General features: G+C 47.4%; 15 protein-coding genes. 11 read left to right on the top strand and 4 right to left on the bottom strand.

What is annotated here, in order from left to right:
* Positions 1–673: 673 nt before the first annotated feature.
* The 6 genes from AXX12_RS03530 to AXX12_RS03505 all read left to right on the top strand — a co-directional run bounded on the left by AXX12_RS03530 (position 674) and on the right by AXX12_RS03505 (position 8,485).
* Positions 674–1,276, top strand: a complete 603-nt coding sequence (locus AXX12_RS03530) for a LysE family translocator (RefSeq protein WP_066238247.1) — start codon at positions 674–676, stop codon at positions 1,274–1,276.
* A gap of 546 nt (positions 1,277–1,822) precedes the next feature.
* Positions 1,823–2,392, top strand: a complete 570-nt coding sequence (locus AXX12_RS03525) for a TetR/AcrR family transcriptional regulator (RefSeq protein WP_066238244.1) — start codon at positions 1,823–1,825, stop codon at positions 2,390–2,392.
* On the top strand, positions 2,385–3,521 hold the full coding sequence (locus tag AXX12_RS03520; RefSeq protein WP_156478580.1) for an efflux RND transporter periplasmic adaptor subunit: 1,137 nt from the start codon (positions 2,385–2,387) through the stop codon (positions 3,519–3,521). The genes AXX12_RS03525 and AXX12_RS03520 overlap by 8 nt, the downstream gene beginning before the upstream one ends.
* On the top strand, positions 3,518–6,559 hold the full coding sequence (locus AXX12_RS03515) for an efflux RND transporter permease subunit (protein ID WP_066238241.1): 3,042 nt from the start codon (positions 3,518–3,520) through the stop codon (positions 6,557–6,559). Before AXX12_RS03520 ends, AXX12_RS03515 begins: the two co-directional genes overlap by 4 nt.
* A 117-nt stretch (positions 6,560–6,676) precedes the next feature.
* Positions 6,677–7,375 carry a hypothetical protein gene (locus AXX12_RS03510; RefSeq protein ID WP_066238239.1) on the top strand — a complete coding sequence of 233 codons (699 nt, stop codon included), beginning with the start codon at positions 6,677–6,679 and terminating at the stop codon, positions 7,373–7,375.
* Between the two features lie 114 nt (positions 7,376–7,489).
* Positions 7,490–8,485, top strand: coding sequence for an aldo/keto reductase (locus AXX12_RS03505; protein ID WP_066238236.1), 996 nt, complete (start codon positions 7,490–7,492; stop codon positions 8,483–8,485).
* A 164-nt stretch (positions 8,486–8,649) separates the two neighbouring features.
* On the opposite strand, the gene AXX12_RS03500 is transcribed toward AXX12_RS03505, so the two are convergent.
* The 3 genes from AXX12_RS03500 to AXX12_RS03490 form a co-directional block, all read right to left on the bottom strand.
* Positions 8,650–9,924, bottom strand: coding sequence for an SLC13 family permease (locus AXX12_RS03500; RefSeq protein ID WP_066238233.1), 1,275 nt, complete (start codon positions 9,922–9,924; stop codon positions 8,650–8,652).
* 45 nt (positions 9,925–9,969) lie between these two features.
* Entirely contained in the window at positions 9,970–11,382 is a 1,413-nt protein-coding gene (locus AXX12_RS03495) for a hypothetical protein (RefSeq protein WP_066238230.1), read from the bottom strand.
* A 332-nt stretch (positions 11,383–11,714) separates the two neighbouring features.
* Positions 11,715–13,658 carry a sigma 54-interacting transcriptional regulator gene (locus AXX12_RS03490; protein ID WP_066238226.1) on the bottom strand — a complete coding sequence of 648 codons (1,944 nt, stop codon included), beginning with the start codon at positions 13,656–13,658 and terminating at the stop codon, positions 11,715–11,717.
* Positions 13,659–13,803: 145 nt separating this feature from the next.
* Between AXX12_RS03490 and ppnP the strand changes: the two genes are divergently transcribed.
* Together ppnP and AXX12_RS03480 are read left to right on the top strand one after the other, a co-directional pair.
* Positions 13,804–14,118, top strand: a complete 315-nt coding sequence (ppnP, locus tag AXX12_RS03485) for a pyrimidine/purine nucleoside phosphorylase (protein ID WP_066238223.1) — start codon at positions 13,804–13,806, stop codon at positions 14,116–14,118.
* 277 nt (positions 14,119–14,395) lie between these two features.
* Positions 14,396–14,584 (top strand): hypothetical protein, encoded by a 189-nt coding sequence (locus AXX12_RS03480; protein ID WP_066238220.1) that lies wholly within the window; start codon positions 14,396–14,398, stop codon positions 14,582–14,584.
* Positions 14,585–14,708: 124 nt separating this feature from the next.
* Here AXX12_RS03480 and AXX12_RS19965 read toward each other — a convergent pair whose 3' ends face one another.
* The gene (locus AXX12_RS19965; RefSeq protein WP_269448382.1) at positions 14,709–14,831 is read right to left on the bottom strand and encodes a hypothetical protein; all 123 of its coding nucleotides are present in this window, start codon (positions 14,829–14,831) and stop codon (positions 14,709–14,711) included.
* 209 nt (positions 14,832–15,040) lie between these two features.
* Between AXX12_RS19965 and nudC the strand changes: the two genes are divergently transcribed.
* Genes nudC through AXX12_RS03465 form a run of 3 tightly spaced genes read left to right on the top strand, consistent with a single transcriptional unit; the run spans position 15,041 to position 17,114 of the window.
* Positions 15,041–15,856 carry an NAD(+) diphosphatase gene (gene nudC / locus AXX12_RS03475; RefSeq protein WP_231881777.1) on the top strand — a complete coding sequence of 272 codons (816 nt, stop codon included), beginning with the start codon at positions 15,041–15,043 and terminating at the stop codon, positions 15,854–15,856.
* On the top strand, positions 15,856–16,284 hold the full coding sequence (locus AXX12_RS03470; protein ID WP_082816684.1) for a hypothetical protein: 429 nt from the start codon (positions 15,856–15,858) through the stop codon (positions 16,282–16,284). The genes nudC and AXX12_RS03470 overlap by 1 nt, the downstream gene beginning before the upstream one ends.
* Before the next feature lie 53 nt (positions 16,285–16,337).
* Entirely contained in the window at positions 16,338–17,114 is a 777-nt protein-coding gene (locus AXX12_RS03465) for an epoxyqueuosine reductase (protein WP_066238212.1), read from the top strand.
* The last annotated feature ends 122 nt before the right edge of the window (positions 17,115–17,236 follow it).

Below are 17,236 nucleotides of genomic sequence, written 5' to 3'. Positions count from 1 at the left end.
GGATAGGTAGTCGCAGGTTTAGAAAAGCACTCGCTGGAAAGCGAGTGCTTTTTGTTTAGAGTAGAATTTATAAATTTTTTGAGGCAGAAAAGCTAGATAAGACAAGGAACGATAATGATTGGCCGCAAAAACGCGAAAGGCGTTACGCCGCCTGCGCAAAGGGAACGCACTAAAAATATTATTATGCACATCGTTCTCCTGCGAAACCCTTCGCGTAGGCGCTTTGCGCCCTTTGCGTTTTCGCGGCTAAAAAAACGTTCTTTCCTTTCTCAAGGACCGTGCGCGGTTTTTCTTTTGCTTGATTTTAGTGCTGGTTACAATTAGCGCAAGCGTTACAGCCGTGATGCGAATTGCCCTTAAACCAAATCTAGTTGTTGCTAAGCCCTCGGATTCTGGAGCAACCACTTCCCGCTATTGTCGATGGTATCATTCAGTACTTGCAGAATCATGGTTATCATGAACTTTCCTTCATGGAAAGTTCATGGGTTGGCGACAATACTAAGCGAGCCGTCAAAGTCTGCGGCTATGAGATTAGGTACATAAAATGGGGCTTGCCAGTATTCTGAGTGACAGCATATAATGAGCGAGTAAACTGTAATCATCATCTTAAGGAGTGAGTAAGCTGCCAATTCATCTTTTTGATCTTTATTCGTTTATTAGTGTTGTGATACTTATGATAATTACTCCTGGAGCCAATCAGCTGTTGGTTTTGCAGACAGGAATCACTATCGGCCATAAAGCAGCCATATACAATGTGATCGGCGTTACCAGCTCGATGTTTATTCACGCGGTCATATCCGGTTTGGGTATATCTCTGATTATTATGCAATCGCCAGCATTATATAATGGTATTAAGCTTCTCGGGGCGGGATACATCGTTTACTTGGGAGCAAATAGCCTGGTGAACGCTTATCGTTTACATGAGAGAAAAATGGTCACTAGTAACGGCGTTGCTAATGCTACTGAGCCAGTTTGCGAAAGCTCAAGCAAATCTCTCACCAAAGGCTTCACTACCAATGTGCTAAATATCCAAACTTCCTTCGTCTTTCTGTCCATCTTTCCGCAGTATATGAATCAACATAACAGCGTTTGGGCTCAATCACTGTTTCTCACTTTGGTCTTTATCCTACTTTTACTACTATGGTATTCTGTATTGATTGCACTGATTTCCAAAGCCCGCCTCTATTTATTGAAGCCAGAAATTCAGAAATGGATAAAAGCAATAACCGGTTCACTACTGGTCGGGTTTGGTATGAGAATGCTATTTCGACATTGATCAACATACGTAGTTACCATTAGCAGTTATCCGATGACCAAGCTGCTCTAAGACTCCCGCTTCTAAAGCGGGAGCCCCTAAAGGGAGCCTTCGGCTTAACGAAATCATAGATTTCGAGCCTCAGTCTAAGAGCGGCTAAGTCCTGGATAAGTGCGACTAGGATTCAGCTGGAGTTAAAACTCCAGCTGAATCAAGTCTGCTTTATCGCTTTCTCTTGGTCACCGTAGCCTGCCGACTATTTCGGCGGGCTTTTATATTTTAAGATAAATCACCCCTCAGGGGTGATTCGCAAGTATTTGAACAATCCACAGATAAGCAGCTGCTGCCTGATAGCAGGCGGTGGCTACTTATTTGTGTAAATCGGCTATTTTGCGAATTTGGCAGGAAATGCACAATTTTAGCTGATAGTTCTGCGCAATCGGGATATGTGCGATATTTCACCACTTTACTATTGCTTCTTCTGTGCCTAGTATAGAGACTATAGGAAACCGAGTAAACTAAAATAGTTTCCTTGGCATCTACCAGAGAAAAGAGGCATAGAATAGGATGAAGAACCGAATTATTCAAGTTGCCGCGCAAGCCATGAATGAACGGGGAACAAAATTCACTGTTGATACGGTTGCGCAACGCTTAGGCATTTCCAAAAAGACCTTGTATCAGTATGTCTCATCCAAAGAAGAATTGATTCACCTGATCGTTGATGTCGCGTTAGGGGATGTACACAGCCAACAAACTGAAATTCTCCATAGTAATAAGACGTTGGTGGAAAAGCTAACGTCTGTTTTAACGTCGCAGCCTCATATTTTCGGGCCCATTAATGATTGGATCTTTGACGATATCAAGAACTCCTGCCCGGCGGCCTGGGATGACATTGAAGAATTTCGCCGCAGTCGTGCGCAAGTGGTCATTGATCTATTGGAGGAGGGGAAGGCGTCTGGTGAAATCCGATCAATTAATAGCCCGATTGCTGCCCAAGCCTTGCACGGAGCGCTCAGAGAAATGTTCGACTATGGCTTTTTGACAAGCGCCAACCTAACTTTCAAGGATGCCATGTCTGGCTGTGTCGATTTGTTGATCCACGGTATGTTGAAGAGTGGAGGTGAGAATCTTGAGTAAAGAAGTACTGATAGCGAAGACAAAATCAGCGGCAGGTAATTTGGATCGCAAACTATGGATAGGCGGAATTCTTGTTTTGATTCTATTACTTAGTTTTGCGCTATTCAAGATGATAAATAAGCCGCAGAATCAGACGGCCCACACTCCATTAGTGCGGACTGAACGGGTGGCTTTTGCTGCTGATGCGCTATCTTTTACGTATTCGGGTGAAGTTCACGCGCGCTACGAAACCATTCTAGCCTTTCAAATCGGGGGCAAGATTATTCAGCGCAATGTTGAACTAGGCAGCGCGGTTCGCGCCGGCGATGTCTTGTTTGCCATTGACCCGAAAGATATCCGCGAGGGAGTAAACAGCGCCGGCGCCACGGTGGCCGCCGCCCGCTCTCAACTGCGACTAGCAGAAGTTAACTTGGAACGCTATCGCAAACTTTATGAAAGTGGTGCCGTCAGCCAAGCGGAAGTTGACCGTGCTCAGACGACTTATGAAACGACTGAGGCCAGCTTAAACCAGGCACTGGCAGGTTATAGCACAGTGGGTAATCAACTGGACTACAGTCGTCTAGTCGCCAATGCGAACGGGGTGGTGGCTGAGGTGAGCGCCGAAGTCGGGCAAGTCGTTGCCGCCGGGCAGAAAGTGATTACCTTGGTGCAAGATGGTGAAATGGAAATTGAAATCAATGTGCCGGAGAATCGCTTAGACGAATTGCAAAAGGCGCAAGATCTCACAGTCAACTTTTGGGCGCTTAAAGATGTGACCGTTAAAGGCAAAGTACGGGAAATCGCGCCGATGGCGGACAAAGCTGCGCGTACTTATAAGGTACGCATTAGTTTGGCAGAGGCGGCGCCGCAGGTCAAACTGGGTATGACCGCTAAGGTCGCAGTGGCACCAAAGAACGGAAAAGTATTAGCCTACATCCCGCTTTCAGCCATCTACCACAGTGGAGACACGCCATCCGTATGGGTGGTGAAAGATCATGCGGTAACATTAGTTCCAGTTCGCGTCGGGCGGTTTGCCGATAATAAAGTAGAAATCCAGGAAGGGCTTGAAAATGGCGCGGTAGTTGTCACTGCCGGGGTTCACAAGCTGCAGGAAGGTGAAAAGGTTCGAATCGCAGGTGAAGGTCAATGAAGAAGTTTAACCTCGCTGAATGGTCGCTTCAGCACAAGCAACTGGTATACTTTTTCGTCGCAATCATCTTCATTTGGGGCGGTGTTTCCTATTTTAATTTAGGGCGGGCCGAAGATCCGGAATTCGTGATTCGGCAGATGGTGGTCTCTGTCTATTGGCCAGGTGCTTCCGCTCGTCAAGTGGAGGAGCAAATTACTGATAAGATCGAGAAAAAACTGCAAAATACGCCAGGACTCGATTTTATCAAAAGCTACTCACGGCCAGGCCAAGCGGTTGTTTTCGTCCAGTTAGGACCTAAACTGCCGGTGTCACAGGTACGTCCGACTTGGCTGGAAGTCCGCAACATGGTTGGCGATATTCAACATACGCTGCCGCCGGAAGCTGTCGGCCCCTTCTTTAATGATCGATTTGACGATGTATTCGGCTCTGTGTACGCGATTACGTCTGACGGCTTTAGTTATGAGGAAATGCGAGAGTGGGCGCAGCGCATCAGGCAGGTTCTGTTTGATGTGGACAACGTAAAAAAAGTGGACTTGCTCGGAGTGCAGACCGAAAAAATCTATATCGAAATTGAAAACAGTAAATTGGCGCAGTTGGGCATCAGCCCAAATCTGATTGCTGCTACCATTAAAGCCCAAAACACGATGATGCCGGCCGGCATGATTGACACCCAAACCGATAATGTATATCTGCGGATCACCGGGATGTTTGATGATGTTGACAGTGTGCGCAATTTGCCGATACGCACCAGTGACCGCACCTTCCGCTTGGGCGATATTGCTAAGGTTGAACGTGGTTATGCAGACCCCATGGAACCGAAGATGTATTTTAACGGTCAACCGGCTGTCGGTATTATCTTATCCATGGAGAAGGGCGGCAATATCCTGAATCTAGGAAAGGATCTTGATGATACACTTCATAAGATCCAAAATGAAATGCCGAAGGGACTCGAGATTCATCAGGTTTTCGATCAACCGACTGTCGTAAAAAATTCGATTAACGAATTCATCAAGACGCTAATTGAAGCAATTGTTATCGTGCTGATTGTTTGCTTCATCAGTCTCGGTTTTCGTTCCGGTATGGTGGTTGCTCTTTGTATCCCCTTAATTATGGCAGGCACTTTCCTCACCATGAAATTAACCGGCATTGACCTGCACAAGGTGTCTCTGGGCGCTTTGATTATCGCCCTCACACTGTTAGTCGACGATGCCATTATTGTCATCGAGATGATGGAAGTCAAGCTGGAGGAAGGCTGGGAGCGGACTAAGGCTGCCAGCTACGCATTTTCAGTGACCGCTTTTCCGATTCTTACCGGCACTTTGATTACCTGCGCCGGCTTTATGCCTGTGGCGTTTTCCAATGGTTTGGCTTCCGAATTTGTCGTCACCTTGTTCTGGGTTGTGACCATTGCTCTGGTTCTTTCCTGGATCGCAGCAGGTACCGTCACACCGATATTAGGTTATCATTTAACCAAAGCCAAGGCGAAAAAAGAAGGGAAGAATGGGCCTTACGATGCACCGTTTTATCGCCTGTTCCGTCAAACTCTCGTCTGGTGCTTGAATCGTCGTTATTTGGTAATCGGTCTGACTACCTTAGCGTTTGTCGGTTCAGTATTTCTCACGAAGTTTATTAAAAGTGATTTTTTCCCGACCTCAGTTAGACCGGAGATTATCGTCGAATTAAACCTGCCTGAAGGATCGTCGATACAAGCGACAGAACGGGAAATGCTTAAATTTACCGAGGCCATTAAAAATGAGCCCGGCATAGCCAATTACTCCAGCTATGTAGGGCAAGGCGCGCCGCGGTTTGTGCTGACGGCTGAGCCGATCATGCCGCGGGACAATTATGCGCAAGTTGTCGTTGTGGCCAAGGATTTAGAGTCGCGTAACCGTGTGTACAACAAAATTCAAGACGTGTTGGCTAATCAGCTTGAGAGTGTCAATGGTCATGCCAAATTTCTGCCCTTGGGACCGGCTTACGCCTATCCGGTGATGTTTCGAGTTTCTGGCTATGATCATGACAAAGTGCGCGAGATAGCCGAACAGATCCGAACCGAAATGAAGAAAAACCCGCAGGTTGGCGCTGTGAGTTTCGACTGGCATGGCAAGAACAAAGTCATGCGTCTCGAAGTTGATTCCGAGAAAGCCCGCGCCTTAGGCGTGGATCGGCAAACATTGGCTGGCCTTCTGCAAGCGCAAATTTCGGGCTTAACGCTGAGTGAGTACCGTGAAGGCGATAAAACAGTTCCGCTAGTACTCAGGCTGAAACAAGAAGATCGCAAAGACTTGACGAACATTAAAGATATTGCCATTCAAATCAATGGCAAAGCCGTGCCGCTTGATCAGATCGCCAAGATCAGCTATGAAGGCGAAGAAGGCATGATCTGGCGGCGGGATTTGCGTCCGACCATTACCGTGCAAGCGGAAATCGCGCCCGGGGTTACGGGCAATGATGTGACCAAGGCGATCAGCCGTGACTTAAAGCCGCTACAGAATCAACTGCCGTTTGGCTACAGCATACAGGTCGGCGGTCAATTAGAGGATAGTCAAAAAACAATCGGCTACCTCCTGGAGCCGATTCCGATGATGGCGGTAATCATTATGGTTCTGCTAATGTTCCAACTGCAAAGCATCGCTCAGATGCTCCTCGTTATGCTGACAGCGCCGATGGGGTTTATTGGGGTCAGCATCGCCTTACTGCTGACGAACAGTCCGATGAATTTTGTCGCCCAACTCGGTGTGCTGTCGCTTTGCGGGATGATCATTCGCAACTCAGTGGTGCTGATTGACCAAATTAATCAGCATATCGCCCAGGGCGAGGCCCCGTGGGATGCGATCATCGATTCCGCCATACTGCGCTGCCGGCCAATCATGCTGACAGCCGCTGCCGCCATTCTCGGCATGGTGCCGTTAATCTTCACCGACTTTTGGGGCCCGATGGCCATTTCCATCGCCGGCGGACTATTAGGCGCTACGGCTTTGACATTGCTGGTCTTACCTGCGATGTATGCCGCCTGGTTCAAGGTGTGTGAAAAGTAATCCGTCTCTCTACGGTACCTTTAGACTTCAGAGCAATTTGCTTTGAAGTCTTTTTTTGTCAGACTGGAGTATACTAAGATCATATTTGGACTGTTGCCCGTCGAATAGGAGGTTACCATGAAGCTTTTGCTGCGTTGTCCGCAATGCGCGCCAAATGCTGCATCTCAATATGTAGAGATGAACTATGAGGGAGTTTATGAGCTCGATTGTCAAAATGGACATCGTGTCTTAGTCACCCTGCCACTGCAAAAATTCGAAATCTTATTCCAGATGGGGTCTTTAGCGTTTTTAGATGGATATCCTCGTGAAGCGGCACTCGATTTTGCGGCAGCGCTAGAACGTTTTTTTGAATTTGCGATTATGGTCATGCTTAGTCAGCAACGTGTGCCAAAATCGCATATTAAAGCGACGTGGAAGCAACTTTCGCACCAGTCAGAACGACAGATCGGCGCGTTTTACATGTTGTATCTCCAATCGTTCGCGCAACAGCCACCGACTGTCGACAACAAATGGGTTTCATTCCGAAATAGCGTCACACACCGGGGCGAGATCCCGACTGTTGAAAAAACGGAGGCCTATGCGTCTTATCTTTGGCAATACATGATTAACTTACTGGCTCAGTTGAAAACGCGGCAAGCCGACGGCCTACGCCGCTATGTATTGTCACAGGATGTGACGGCAAATAACGGGGTTACGGTGACGACGGCCGCTATTCCAACGATGATTAGCGTCTTGCATGAAAACGTGACCGATTCATTTGCTGATTCGCTAGCTGTTCTGCGTCAACTCATTGAGCAAGGGGTATTTCGCAAGTAGTGATCAGTGTTTTTTAGGGACGGGCGCTGAAATAGTTTATAGCAGCGGGGCAGGTTTTTCTTCCTGTGTAAAGAATAGGAAAACACATAAGAGCTAACACAGGAGGGATTGAGAATGCGGTATACAACCTTAGGAAAAACGCCACTCAAGGTGTCCGCACTCGGTTTAGGGTGTTGGGCATTTGCCGGTGGAACTGTTTGGGGAAACCAGGAGGAAAAAGACTCGATCAACACCATCCGTACGGCAATTGACGTCGGTATCACCTTTTTTGATACTGCGGAAAAGTATGGCGACGGTCGCTCTGAAGAGGTATTGGGCCAAGGCTTGAAAGGGTGCCGTCATCAAGTGGTGGTGGCCTCTAAAGTGTATAGTGACAACTTAACGCGAGAGAATGTCATTAAATCCTGTGAACAAAGTCTAAAGCGGCTAAACACCGATTACCTGGATCTGTATCAAATCCATTGGCCTAGCCGCTCAATTCCATTGGAGGAAACCATGGCGGCTTTCGACCAACTCGTACAGCAAGGCAAGGTGAGGACAGTAGGGGTTTGCAATTTTGGCGTGCAGGATATGGAGAGCGTTCTGAAGTTGAGCAATGTCGTCAGCGACCAACTGCCTTATAGCTTGTTGTGGCGGGCCATTGAACAGGAGATTTTGCCTAAGTGCAAAGAGAACAGGGTTGGCGTGATTGCCTACAGCCCCCTGTGCCAGGGGTTGTTGACCGGCAAATACCAATCAGTAGAGCAAGTGCCTCCAGGACTAACAGGCACTCGCTTCTATTCACATCAACGGTCGAACGCTCGCCATGGAGAAGCCGGGATGGAAGCTGAGACCTTTACAGCTGTGGCAAGAATACGGGAAATCTGCGCCAGTATTGGTGAATCGACGGGCAATGTGGCAATATCCTGGGTGCTCAACCAACCAGGTATTAGTTCCGTGCTAGTTGGCGCCAGGACGCCGCAACAACTGCAGGAAAATATAAAAGCGACCTACGTTGAGCTATCTAACGAGACTATGAAGTCATTGGTAGTTGCGACCGAAGATTTGAAAGCTAAGGTTGGAGATAACCCAGATATGTGGGAAGGCAAGGAAAAGTCGAGGTATCGCTAAGAAAAGGGCTGAATCCCCAAAACGGATTCAGCCCTTTTTATCGATCAGACCAGCTCTATTAAATGGGGCAGCCTTGTGCAAGAACTGCGGGCCGCCGAAACTGTCCGATTCTGTGTAGTCGGTGGCTCAGACCCGGTTATCCATAGATCGCAACCGCAGTTTTCTTAAGCGCCGATGCGTAAGATGTAGAAGAAGAGCCAGCAAAGAATTGAGCCGACGACAGCCATGGACAGAGCCCATACCAGCAAATTGCGGAACAGTTTGACTTTGTTGTCTTCAGCTGGCGCATTGGCTAAGAAGATAGCACCGCTTGTCGACAATGGGCTGCTATCTACGATGAAGCCGCAGCTAACAATGGAATTTAAGAGCGGAATTAAGTCTGCAGGCGGTGCGCCGGTTTTCTGTATCAAGAGTGGCGCCAACGGCAGGAAGGCGGGCAATACGACACCGGTGGTGCTCGCGTAGGCTGAGACGACGCCTGAGAGTGTACCAGCTACGATATTAACTGTGGCCGGAGTTGACACCTTGGCCATGATACTAGCGAAAAGGTCCATACCGCCAACCTTGCTCATCATCTGAATCAGTACTGTGACACCGGTGACCATGAGGATGGCGCCCCAAGGCATAGCTTTAATCGCTTTGTCTTCTTCCACTACCCGCAGCAAGGCGAGTGTACTGGCAATGGCAAAGGCACCTAAACCGATATCCATTTTGAAGCCACAGGCACCAATGATGAAGATAATGATGCCTGCTAGAGTCAATTTTTGATCACGGTTAAACGGTTCAATCGTCATGCTAGCTAGGAGTTGCTGTTGGGCGAGATTGCCGTTTTCCTTCCACAGCTTCATACCGCCGCACAGGAAGTATGCAATCAAACCGGCAGCGAAGTGAATAAGAGTGGTATTTAGCCACATGGAAATACTAAGATCGCCGACACCCATCTTTCCAACAATTCCGGCAGCGATGATGCCGCCAGGAACGATCGGAGACATCGTCCCCGCGTTGGTACCGTTGATAACCATGACAGCCATCAGCAGGCGGCTGATGCGCATTTCGCCTGCCAGCACCATAACAGTTGGTGCCATCAGCGCGGCGGTTGTTGTCCCGCCTGCACCTATCGACGACACGATAGTCGCAATGAAAAACAGGACGATCGGTATCATGCCAACTCGACCTTTGGCTAACTTCATTACGTGTTTTGTTACTTTGGTCAAGGTGCCATTCACCTGTGCAATGGCGAACAAAAAGGTAGTGCCTGCCAACATGATCAACAGACTGGTGGGATAGCCTTTTAGAATATCGGCAACAGACATGCCGCCGATATAGTGGCCGACAATCAGAGATAAGCCGAGAGCTAATGCTCCGATATTTAACGTAGAGACGCAACTAATGATGATCGCAATAGCCAAGGCAATCAAGGAAATAACAGGTAATGACATTCTGACATCTCCTCCACACATTTAGATACAGAATTTTTATGCCAATTACTTCTGCAGAAAGAGCTGGTCTTGTTGTTGTCTGAGATCCCAAAGCACTGAATCTTCTGGGCGCTTGATCATGTCGAAAGTGATCATGGTACCAGCAGAAACATCGCACAATAATTCGTTGCCATTAGCCATATGAGCAGGAACAGGGGATTTGCCACTGATTGCGTTGGCGGGGACAATAGCGGATTTTAGGTTTTGGTCGTGGTCGGTACCTAGCTTATAACCTGCTTTTAGATCACAGGCGGCAGTGCGGACTAAGTCATAGCGGGGAAGGTATTCGCTGCTGCCTGTGGTTATCCCAACCATGCCGGCGCAGAGAATAGAGGTCGAGGTCTCGACACCGCAGAGATGATGCGGGCGATGGACCAAGGCGGCAGTGCCTTTGCTATTTGATAGGCAACCCTTGGTAGTCAGGATCATTTGCGAATATTCGTTCGGTGAGGCGACAACCATAAATTCGCCGCCACCCAGACCAGACTCGAAGGTATCACGGAACACAGTGACGACTTCGATTGCGCCAGTTTTCCTCAGGAAACCGCCGTCTTCCTTTGTGCACAGCACTTTTGGTACCTCTGTAATGCGTACGATTGCCTCATGGGTTGCGGGGACATCGGGAGCCAGACCGGTAGAATTGCACATGATCGTCAACTCACACAGGTCAAAGCCGCCAGCCATCGGCAGTTCGGCAAGTAGTGCTTTGCGTCGTTCCATATATTCGGCTTCTTTGCCGACCGGTAGTTCGTCAAATAAGTCGAGATCCTCGTCTTTGAGTTGGACAACCTTGGTCTCGTGAATAGTAATACCGTCAGCTTCGCAAGTTACCGTTTTTTTCTTTCTATCGAGAACAAATTCGGCGTCGCGGGCTTTGCCGCCGCAGATCACATTCAGCCCCAGCGTCTGGGCCCAATAAAACATGCCAATGAGCAGACCATGCTGGTCGCCATCAACCGGAGTATATACTAAACCAGATTTTTCTGCCAAATGCTGTAGGATAGGTCCAACGGCTGAGTCAGCCTCCTTGTTGATCATGGCAATGTGTTTGCCGTGCTGAATAGCAGCCAAAGCGTGGCGCACGCCAGCTTCGGGAATACCAGTGGCTTCGCCGATGACATCGATAGGCAGTTCCATTACGATCATCGGATCGGCAACAATAACATATTTCCCCTGTTCCAGAGCGGCTTTTGCGGTTGATACACTGTCGCAAACGACGACCATGTCGTCAGTGATTCCAGCTTTACCGTAGGCATCGCGGGCTCTGCTAACATTTTGATCGCAAACGACAGGGACTTTCAATAGCGGGTTGTGCATTGATTGAGTGATGACCGCTGTGCCGAAGTGGCCGGAGCCAATAATGGCTGCGGTTACATGGCCCTTTTTACTGAATCGGCTGTACAAGTGTTGATAAATCATGGTTTTTCCCCTCCATAAGTGTTTGTTTTCCGGAGTCATTTCAAGGCTCCGGTATCACTCGCCAATAAATAGTGCAAAAATTGTGCCAACTATTGATGAGCATATTTTCGCTTTAGTGTCATGACGAGTTATCTATACGCTCAATGAGGGCATTGGCAGGATTAAACACAGGAAGACTGTGAGTGAAGCACAACAGTCTTATCGAAAAATCTTTAGTTAGGGCTTTAGGCGATGTAAATACTTTACTTGAATTTCTCCATTTCATTGCAAAAGATTGCAGAGACATGCGAAATGCAATGTTTCTGCAATCTTTTGCAATGCGTGGCAGCGTGTCATTCCTCGATTCTGTGCTTTTTCATCTTGCGCCACAAAGTTGTCGTATGTATGCCTAATAGTTTTGCGGTGAGGGTTTTGTTACTATTTGTCTGACGTAATGCGTTGCGGATAGCAGAGATCTCTGCTTGCTTAATGTCGACGAGAGACGGGAAAATCGGGACCGCCGCGTTAATACTGACAGTCTCGGAAGGAAAATATTCATCAAAGTCCATTACTTTGCGGACGACGCCGGGTTCGATCCAACTTTCGTTCGCTAAGAGGGCAAGACGATCACACACGTTTTTCAACTCTCTGATATTGCCAGGCCAGGGATATGTGCCAAGAATTGCAAGAACATCAGGGTGCAGTCTGTACGTCGGTTTATCAAACTTACGACTGTGATTCTGTAGGAACCAGGTAACAAGCATGGCGATGTCTTCCTGCCGTTTCCTTAGCGGTGGAATATACAGCCGTAGTACATCCAATCTGTACAGCAGATCTTGCCGAAAATGCCCATCTGCAACCAGTTGCTTCAGGTTCTTATTGGTGGCGGCAAGGATACGGACATCAACAGGGATGATCTTGCTTCCGCCAAGCGGCATGACCTCTTTTTCCTGCAAGACACGTAGGAGTCGTCCTTGCAGCCGGATTGGCAATTCGGAAACCTCATCTAAAAATAAAGTGCCGCCATGTGCCAACTCAAAGTAGCCTTGTTTGCCGCCTTTGATCGCTCCTGTGAAAGCCCCTTCGGAATAGCCAAATAGTTCGCTTTCTAACAGTTGTTCTGGAATTGCGGCACAGTTAACAGCAACGAAAGGATTATGTCGGCGATTGCTCAAATTGTGAATACTTTGTGCGAATAACTCTTTACCTGTTCCCGTTTCGCCGGTGATTAAAATGTTGTAGTCTACTTTGCTATATTGTTGAGCAAAATGCGTGGTTTCTTTAATGAGTACACTCTGACCGATGATATCGCTGAATTGGTATTTGGCAGTTAATCCTTTGGCATGGGTTTTTTTGCGGATATGCCCCTCCATCTCCTGGACCTTGGTGATGTTTTGAAAGGTCGCGATTGCGCCAGCGGTTTGCTGTCCGAGCCGGATCGGCACTAAGTTGCAGATGACTTTGGCGTCATTGATGGAAAGGAGAATACCTAACTCGCTTTTGCCACTGGTAAGAACCTTGGTGAAAGGGATGACAGGTAGAATAACATCAATCGGGTTGCCAATTGAATGCTCGCCGTGAATGTTGGTGATGTCTTGCGCACAGCGATTGAATGAGGTGATGCGTCCTATGTTGTCGACTGCGATGATGCCTTCATAGGAGTAATCCATGATGGTTTTAAAACGCTCGGCCCGCTCTCTCTCTGAACGCGTAATCAGCACTGTACGAATCGCTTCATCGAGAACTTGACGTATCGCTTCTTTTCCTAATTCAACCAGCGCAGTCGGAACACCAAGCGCTCGGGCCTGCTGGTAGACCTGTAAACCACCGATAACAGCTTCCGCGCCTGATCTGATTGCGGTATTGACAGCCTGTTCGACTGCCGAATTATCATCAAATATAAGGCTATCCAATTCGACTCCAAGTATTTCCTTAATGCTCTGCACACCGTAGACCATATTGGCCGACCCGATGCAGGCGATTTTTTTTGTGTCAAATTGTTTTGTACACAGATTGACGGCTTTCATAATGTCGTAGCCCGTTACGGGAATTTCAATCAAAGGGATTTGCATTCCATACGTTTTCAATAGCATGGCAGTTAGACCTCTAGCGATCACCACGTCGCCGCCAAACTTCATAGACTTCAGTTGTTTTGGGTCAACTAAGTAGAGGTTTTTCTTCAGAAGATGACGGTCGGGGTGTGTTGAAAAAACAAGGTTGATTGTATCTTCCAATTCTTTGTAGGGGGCGATAAAGTTAATTTCAACACCCGTTGGGCTGTCTGATCGTGTTTCCATTATAAATCCCGCCTTTGCCAGTACATACAATATTTGTAATTCTGTAACGTTGCATAGAATCCTTTCTATACAAGTCGCCGATTCAAAGGAATAAGGCTATTCCGTACAGAACAATTTAATAATTAAATTCAAGGGGGCTGTATTTATGCAACAATTTGATCAAGTTTCTGTAATCAAGAAAGCTAATATTTATTTTGACGGAAAAGTAACTAGCCGTACAGTGCTGTTTGCTGACGGTACGAAGAAGACACTGGGGATAATGTTGCCAGGCGAATACGAGTTTGGCACTGCTGCTGCTGAGCTTATGGAGATGTTGGCAGGTGAGATGGATGTACTACTGCCAGGAGAGATAGGCTGGCGCACTGTCAAAGCCGGTGATAGCTTCCAAGTCTCGGCGAATTCGCGCTTTAAGCTGAAGGTCAATACGGTGGTTGATTACTGTTGTTCATACGCAATCTAGGATTGAGTATGTTAAAGTCGTAACAATAGACTGTCTTTTCAGAAAATTTATTGAGGTCTGTAGCTCCTTGTGTTATCATGGAGTTAAGTTCTTGAAAGGGGAGATTGTTAGAGAGGATCTTTATCATGTTCTGCAGGTTCTTTTCCTTACGCCGCTGTCAATCGAAACGGATAGATGGCGCCGCGTAAACTGTTTAAGCTTATCTAGAATTCGCCGAGCATCAGTTCGGTGATGGGATGAGCTGGGTTTACTCGTAGAAAAGAAAGGTGATTAGAAAATGAGACATGCAGTTGCGACTACATCGACACGCGATGTGCTGTTAGGGCAAGTGTTTGAAGAGTGCTGTTTGAGAAAGTCAAATCAAGTGGCAGCTACGCCTGCACCAGTTTCGATGAAACTGATGACGAAGTTGCGTATCGATCGTTTGCTAGAAGAACTGGAAATGGAGTACGATAGCAAAATCTAACGGATAATAAGACCTGGTATAGGGAATCAAATACAGCCTGTTGATCCTGACCTAAGAGGGCGAAATCTTATAGGCTGTGCGAAGGACAAAAAAAGAAGTTGCCGCGATGAACGGCAGCTTCTTTTCATTTGGGTTTCTGTGCTTTTAAGTTAGTTTTTTTAGCCGCTTGCTTGGCTACAAAAAATTGTGTACTTTTAGCGGCAGCCTGAAGATTTTTGTAACTGCTTTTTGGTGTTATTTTACCCATAATTTGACCTCCGTGGCTGATGTATTGCGATGATAAATCATATAAGTATACAACGGATAGAAGAAGGAAGCTAGTCCTATTTAGGATTCCACATTTTTGTTTAAACAATTTACATAGTTGTGTGGAAAGCGTTGGTACAGCAACAAGTAGTGATAATTTTGCAGGAAACTGACTGTGTATTACGAACTATTACTAAAGGGGTGATACATATGGAACAATCGTACTGCTTTATCGTTAGCGAGGATGCGCTACTAGTTACGAGCCAGAATGACAAGTTAGGCATCCCCTGTCAGGCCGACTTGAAACGTATAGAAATTGCGTTGCATGAACCGCTCCGGATTGGCCGCCTTTACGACATTGACTGTATTGCAGCAAGGCCGCGAACCGAAGAACTGTTGTTAGAATTGCCATTAGGTTTCGCATTGATCAAGTTGCGACAACTGTTTGGACTTATCGATGACGAAAGTTACCATTTTGCCTTACGTGCCGCTCATATTCTTGGCTGGAGAAAAAATAACCGCTTCTGTGGCCGCTGCGGCAGTGAGATGGCTAACGTTACGAAAGAAGTGGCAGTTCAATGCTCAGGCTGCGGTCACATTGTCTATCCACGCATTTCACCGGCGATTATCGTGGCAGTAACCAGAGGTAATGAAATTCTGCTGGCTCGATCAAGTAGATTTCCGCTTGGCCGTTTCAGTGTGATTGCTGGCTTTCTTGAACCTGGTGAAACGTTGGAAGAATGCGTACGCAGAGAAGTAAAAGAAGAAGTCGGAATCGAAGTTGATAGAATACGTTATTTTGGTAACCAGCCATGGCCATTTCCTGACTCTCAAATGATCGGCTTTACAGCAAAGTATGCTGGTGGGAAAATAACGATCGACAATCACGAGATCGTAGCGGCAAATTGGTTTAGAACTGACAATCTGCCTGATATTCCCCCGAAGGACAGCATAGCCAGACGGCTAATTGATGACTTTGTGCAGGGAAATACCTCAAATACGACAACTAACTTTGGAGGAATTTGATGCTTTTTTATTGGCCGATTGTACTAACAGTGGTTTCTAATGTCTGCTATCATATATTTTTAAAGCTTACTCCCGCTAACGCGAATCCCTTGCTTTCGCTTTCTGCCGCCTATGCGACAGCCATGGTAGCGACTTTAGCAATGTACCCTTTTTATGCTAATGGCAACGGGATCAGGCAGGGCTTTGGCGAATTGAACTGGACGAGTTATGCGTTGGGGCTTGCCATCGTTGGTCTTGAAGTAGGGTTTTTGCTCGCTTATCGTTTAGGTTGGCAAATTAGTCTGGTAGGTATGATTTCGAACAGCGCGGTTGCGCTGCTGCTGATTCCTATCGGCCTGTTTTTCTTTCAGGATTCGCTAACTCCTACGAATATGCTGGGTGTAGTATTCTGTTTTATCGGGCTACTGCTAGTCAATTGGAAAGCGTAAGTGGCTTGCCTTGGATGCTGGGGTTACAGCAAATGTTTGCGGAGGGGATTAGAATGAACTATAACGACGTTAGTGAGCTTATCCAACAGTTTATCTTAACAAGTCCATTAAATACGGTAAACGAGCTAGGCGAGCTGCAGATTTACGAAGCTCCTTTGGTAGCGGTGGCAGCGGCAGACGATGAACTGTTTGAACGCTTAAAAGCCGAGGAAGCAGTTGGCCCTCAGCATATGTTGCCTAGTGAGTGGCTGCCTGGGGCAAAAGCCGTGATTGCCTATTTCTTGCCGTTTTCAGAACGGGTTCGCCAAGCCAATCATAAGCAAGGGGTGGCCGCAACTGAATGGCTATACGGACGCATCGAGGGTGAGCAGCTCAGTGTCGTACTGCGGCAACATCTACTCGCAGCGCTGCAGGCAGCCGGATGCCAGGCGATGGCACCGTCGCTCGATCAACGGTTTGCTGTGACACAACGCCGCAGCAACTGGTCGGAGCGCCATGTGGCCTTTGTCGCCGGATTGGGAACGTTTAGTCTGAGTCGGTCTATGATCACGCAAAAAGGCTCGGCAGGGCGTTTTGGCAGTGTGATAGTCGATCTGCCACTTGAGCCGACGCCTCGGCCTTACCATGAAATTGATGAATATTGTACTAAATGCGGCGCCTGTATTTTACGTTGTCCACCATTAGCTATCACTGAGGCTGGCAAGGATAATGCCGTTTGTTCCGATTATCTCGATCGGGTCTTGGCGCGGTTTCGTCCTCGCTATGGTTGCGGCAAGTGTCAGACCGGGGTGCCGTGCGAGCATCAGATTCCTGTAAGGCCAAGAGGGTAATAAATAGCACACCGAAAAAAGAGTAATGACCACAACGCAGACGGCGGGGTGGTCATTACTCTTTTCCTAATTCTGCGTCAGCGTAACATTTTCGTCTATTTGCCATACTACATATAACAGCA

It is taken from the genome of Anaerosporomusa subterranea (assembly GCF_001611555.1).
Taxonomy (GTDB): domain Bacteria; phylum Bacillota; class Negativicutes; order Sporomusales; family Acetonemataceae; genus Anaerosporomusa; species Anaerosporomusa subterranea.
Note: the sequence above shows the minus strand (reverse complement) of the source record. Positions and strands in the feature narration are given on the sequence as shown.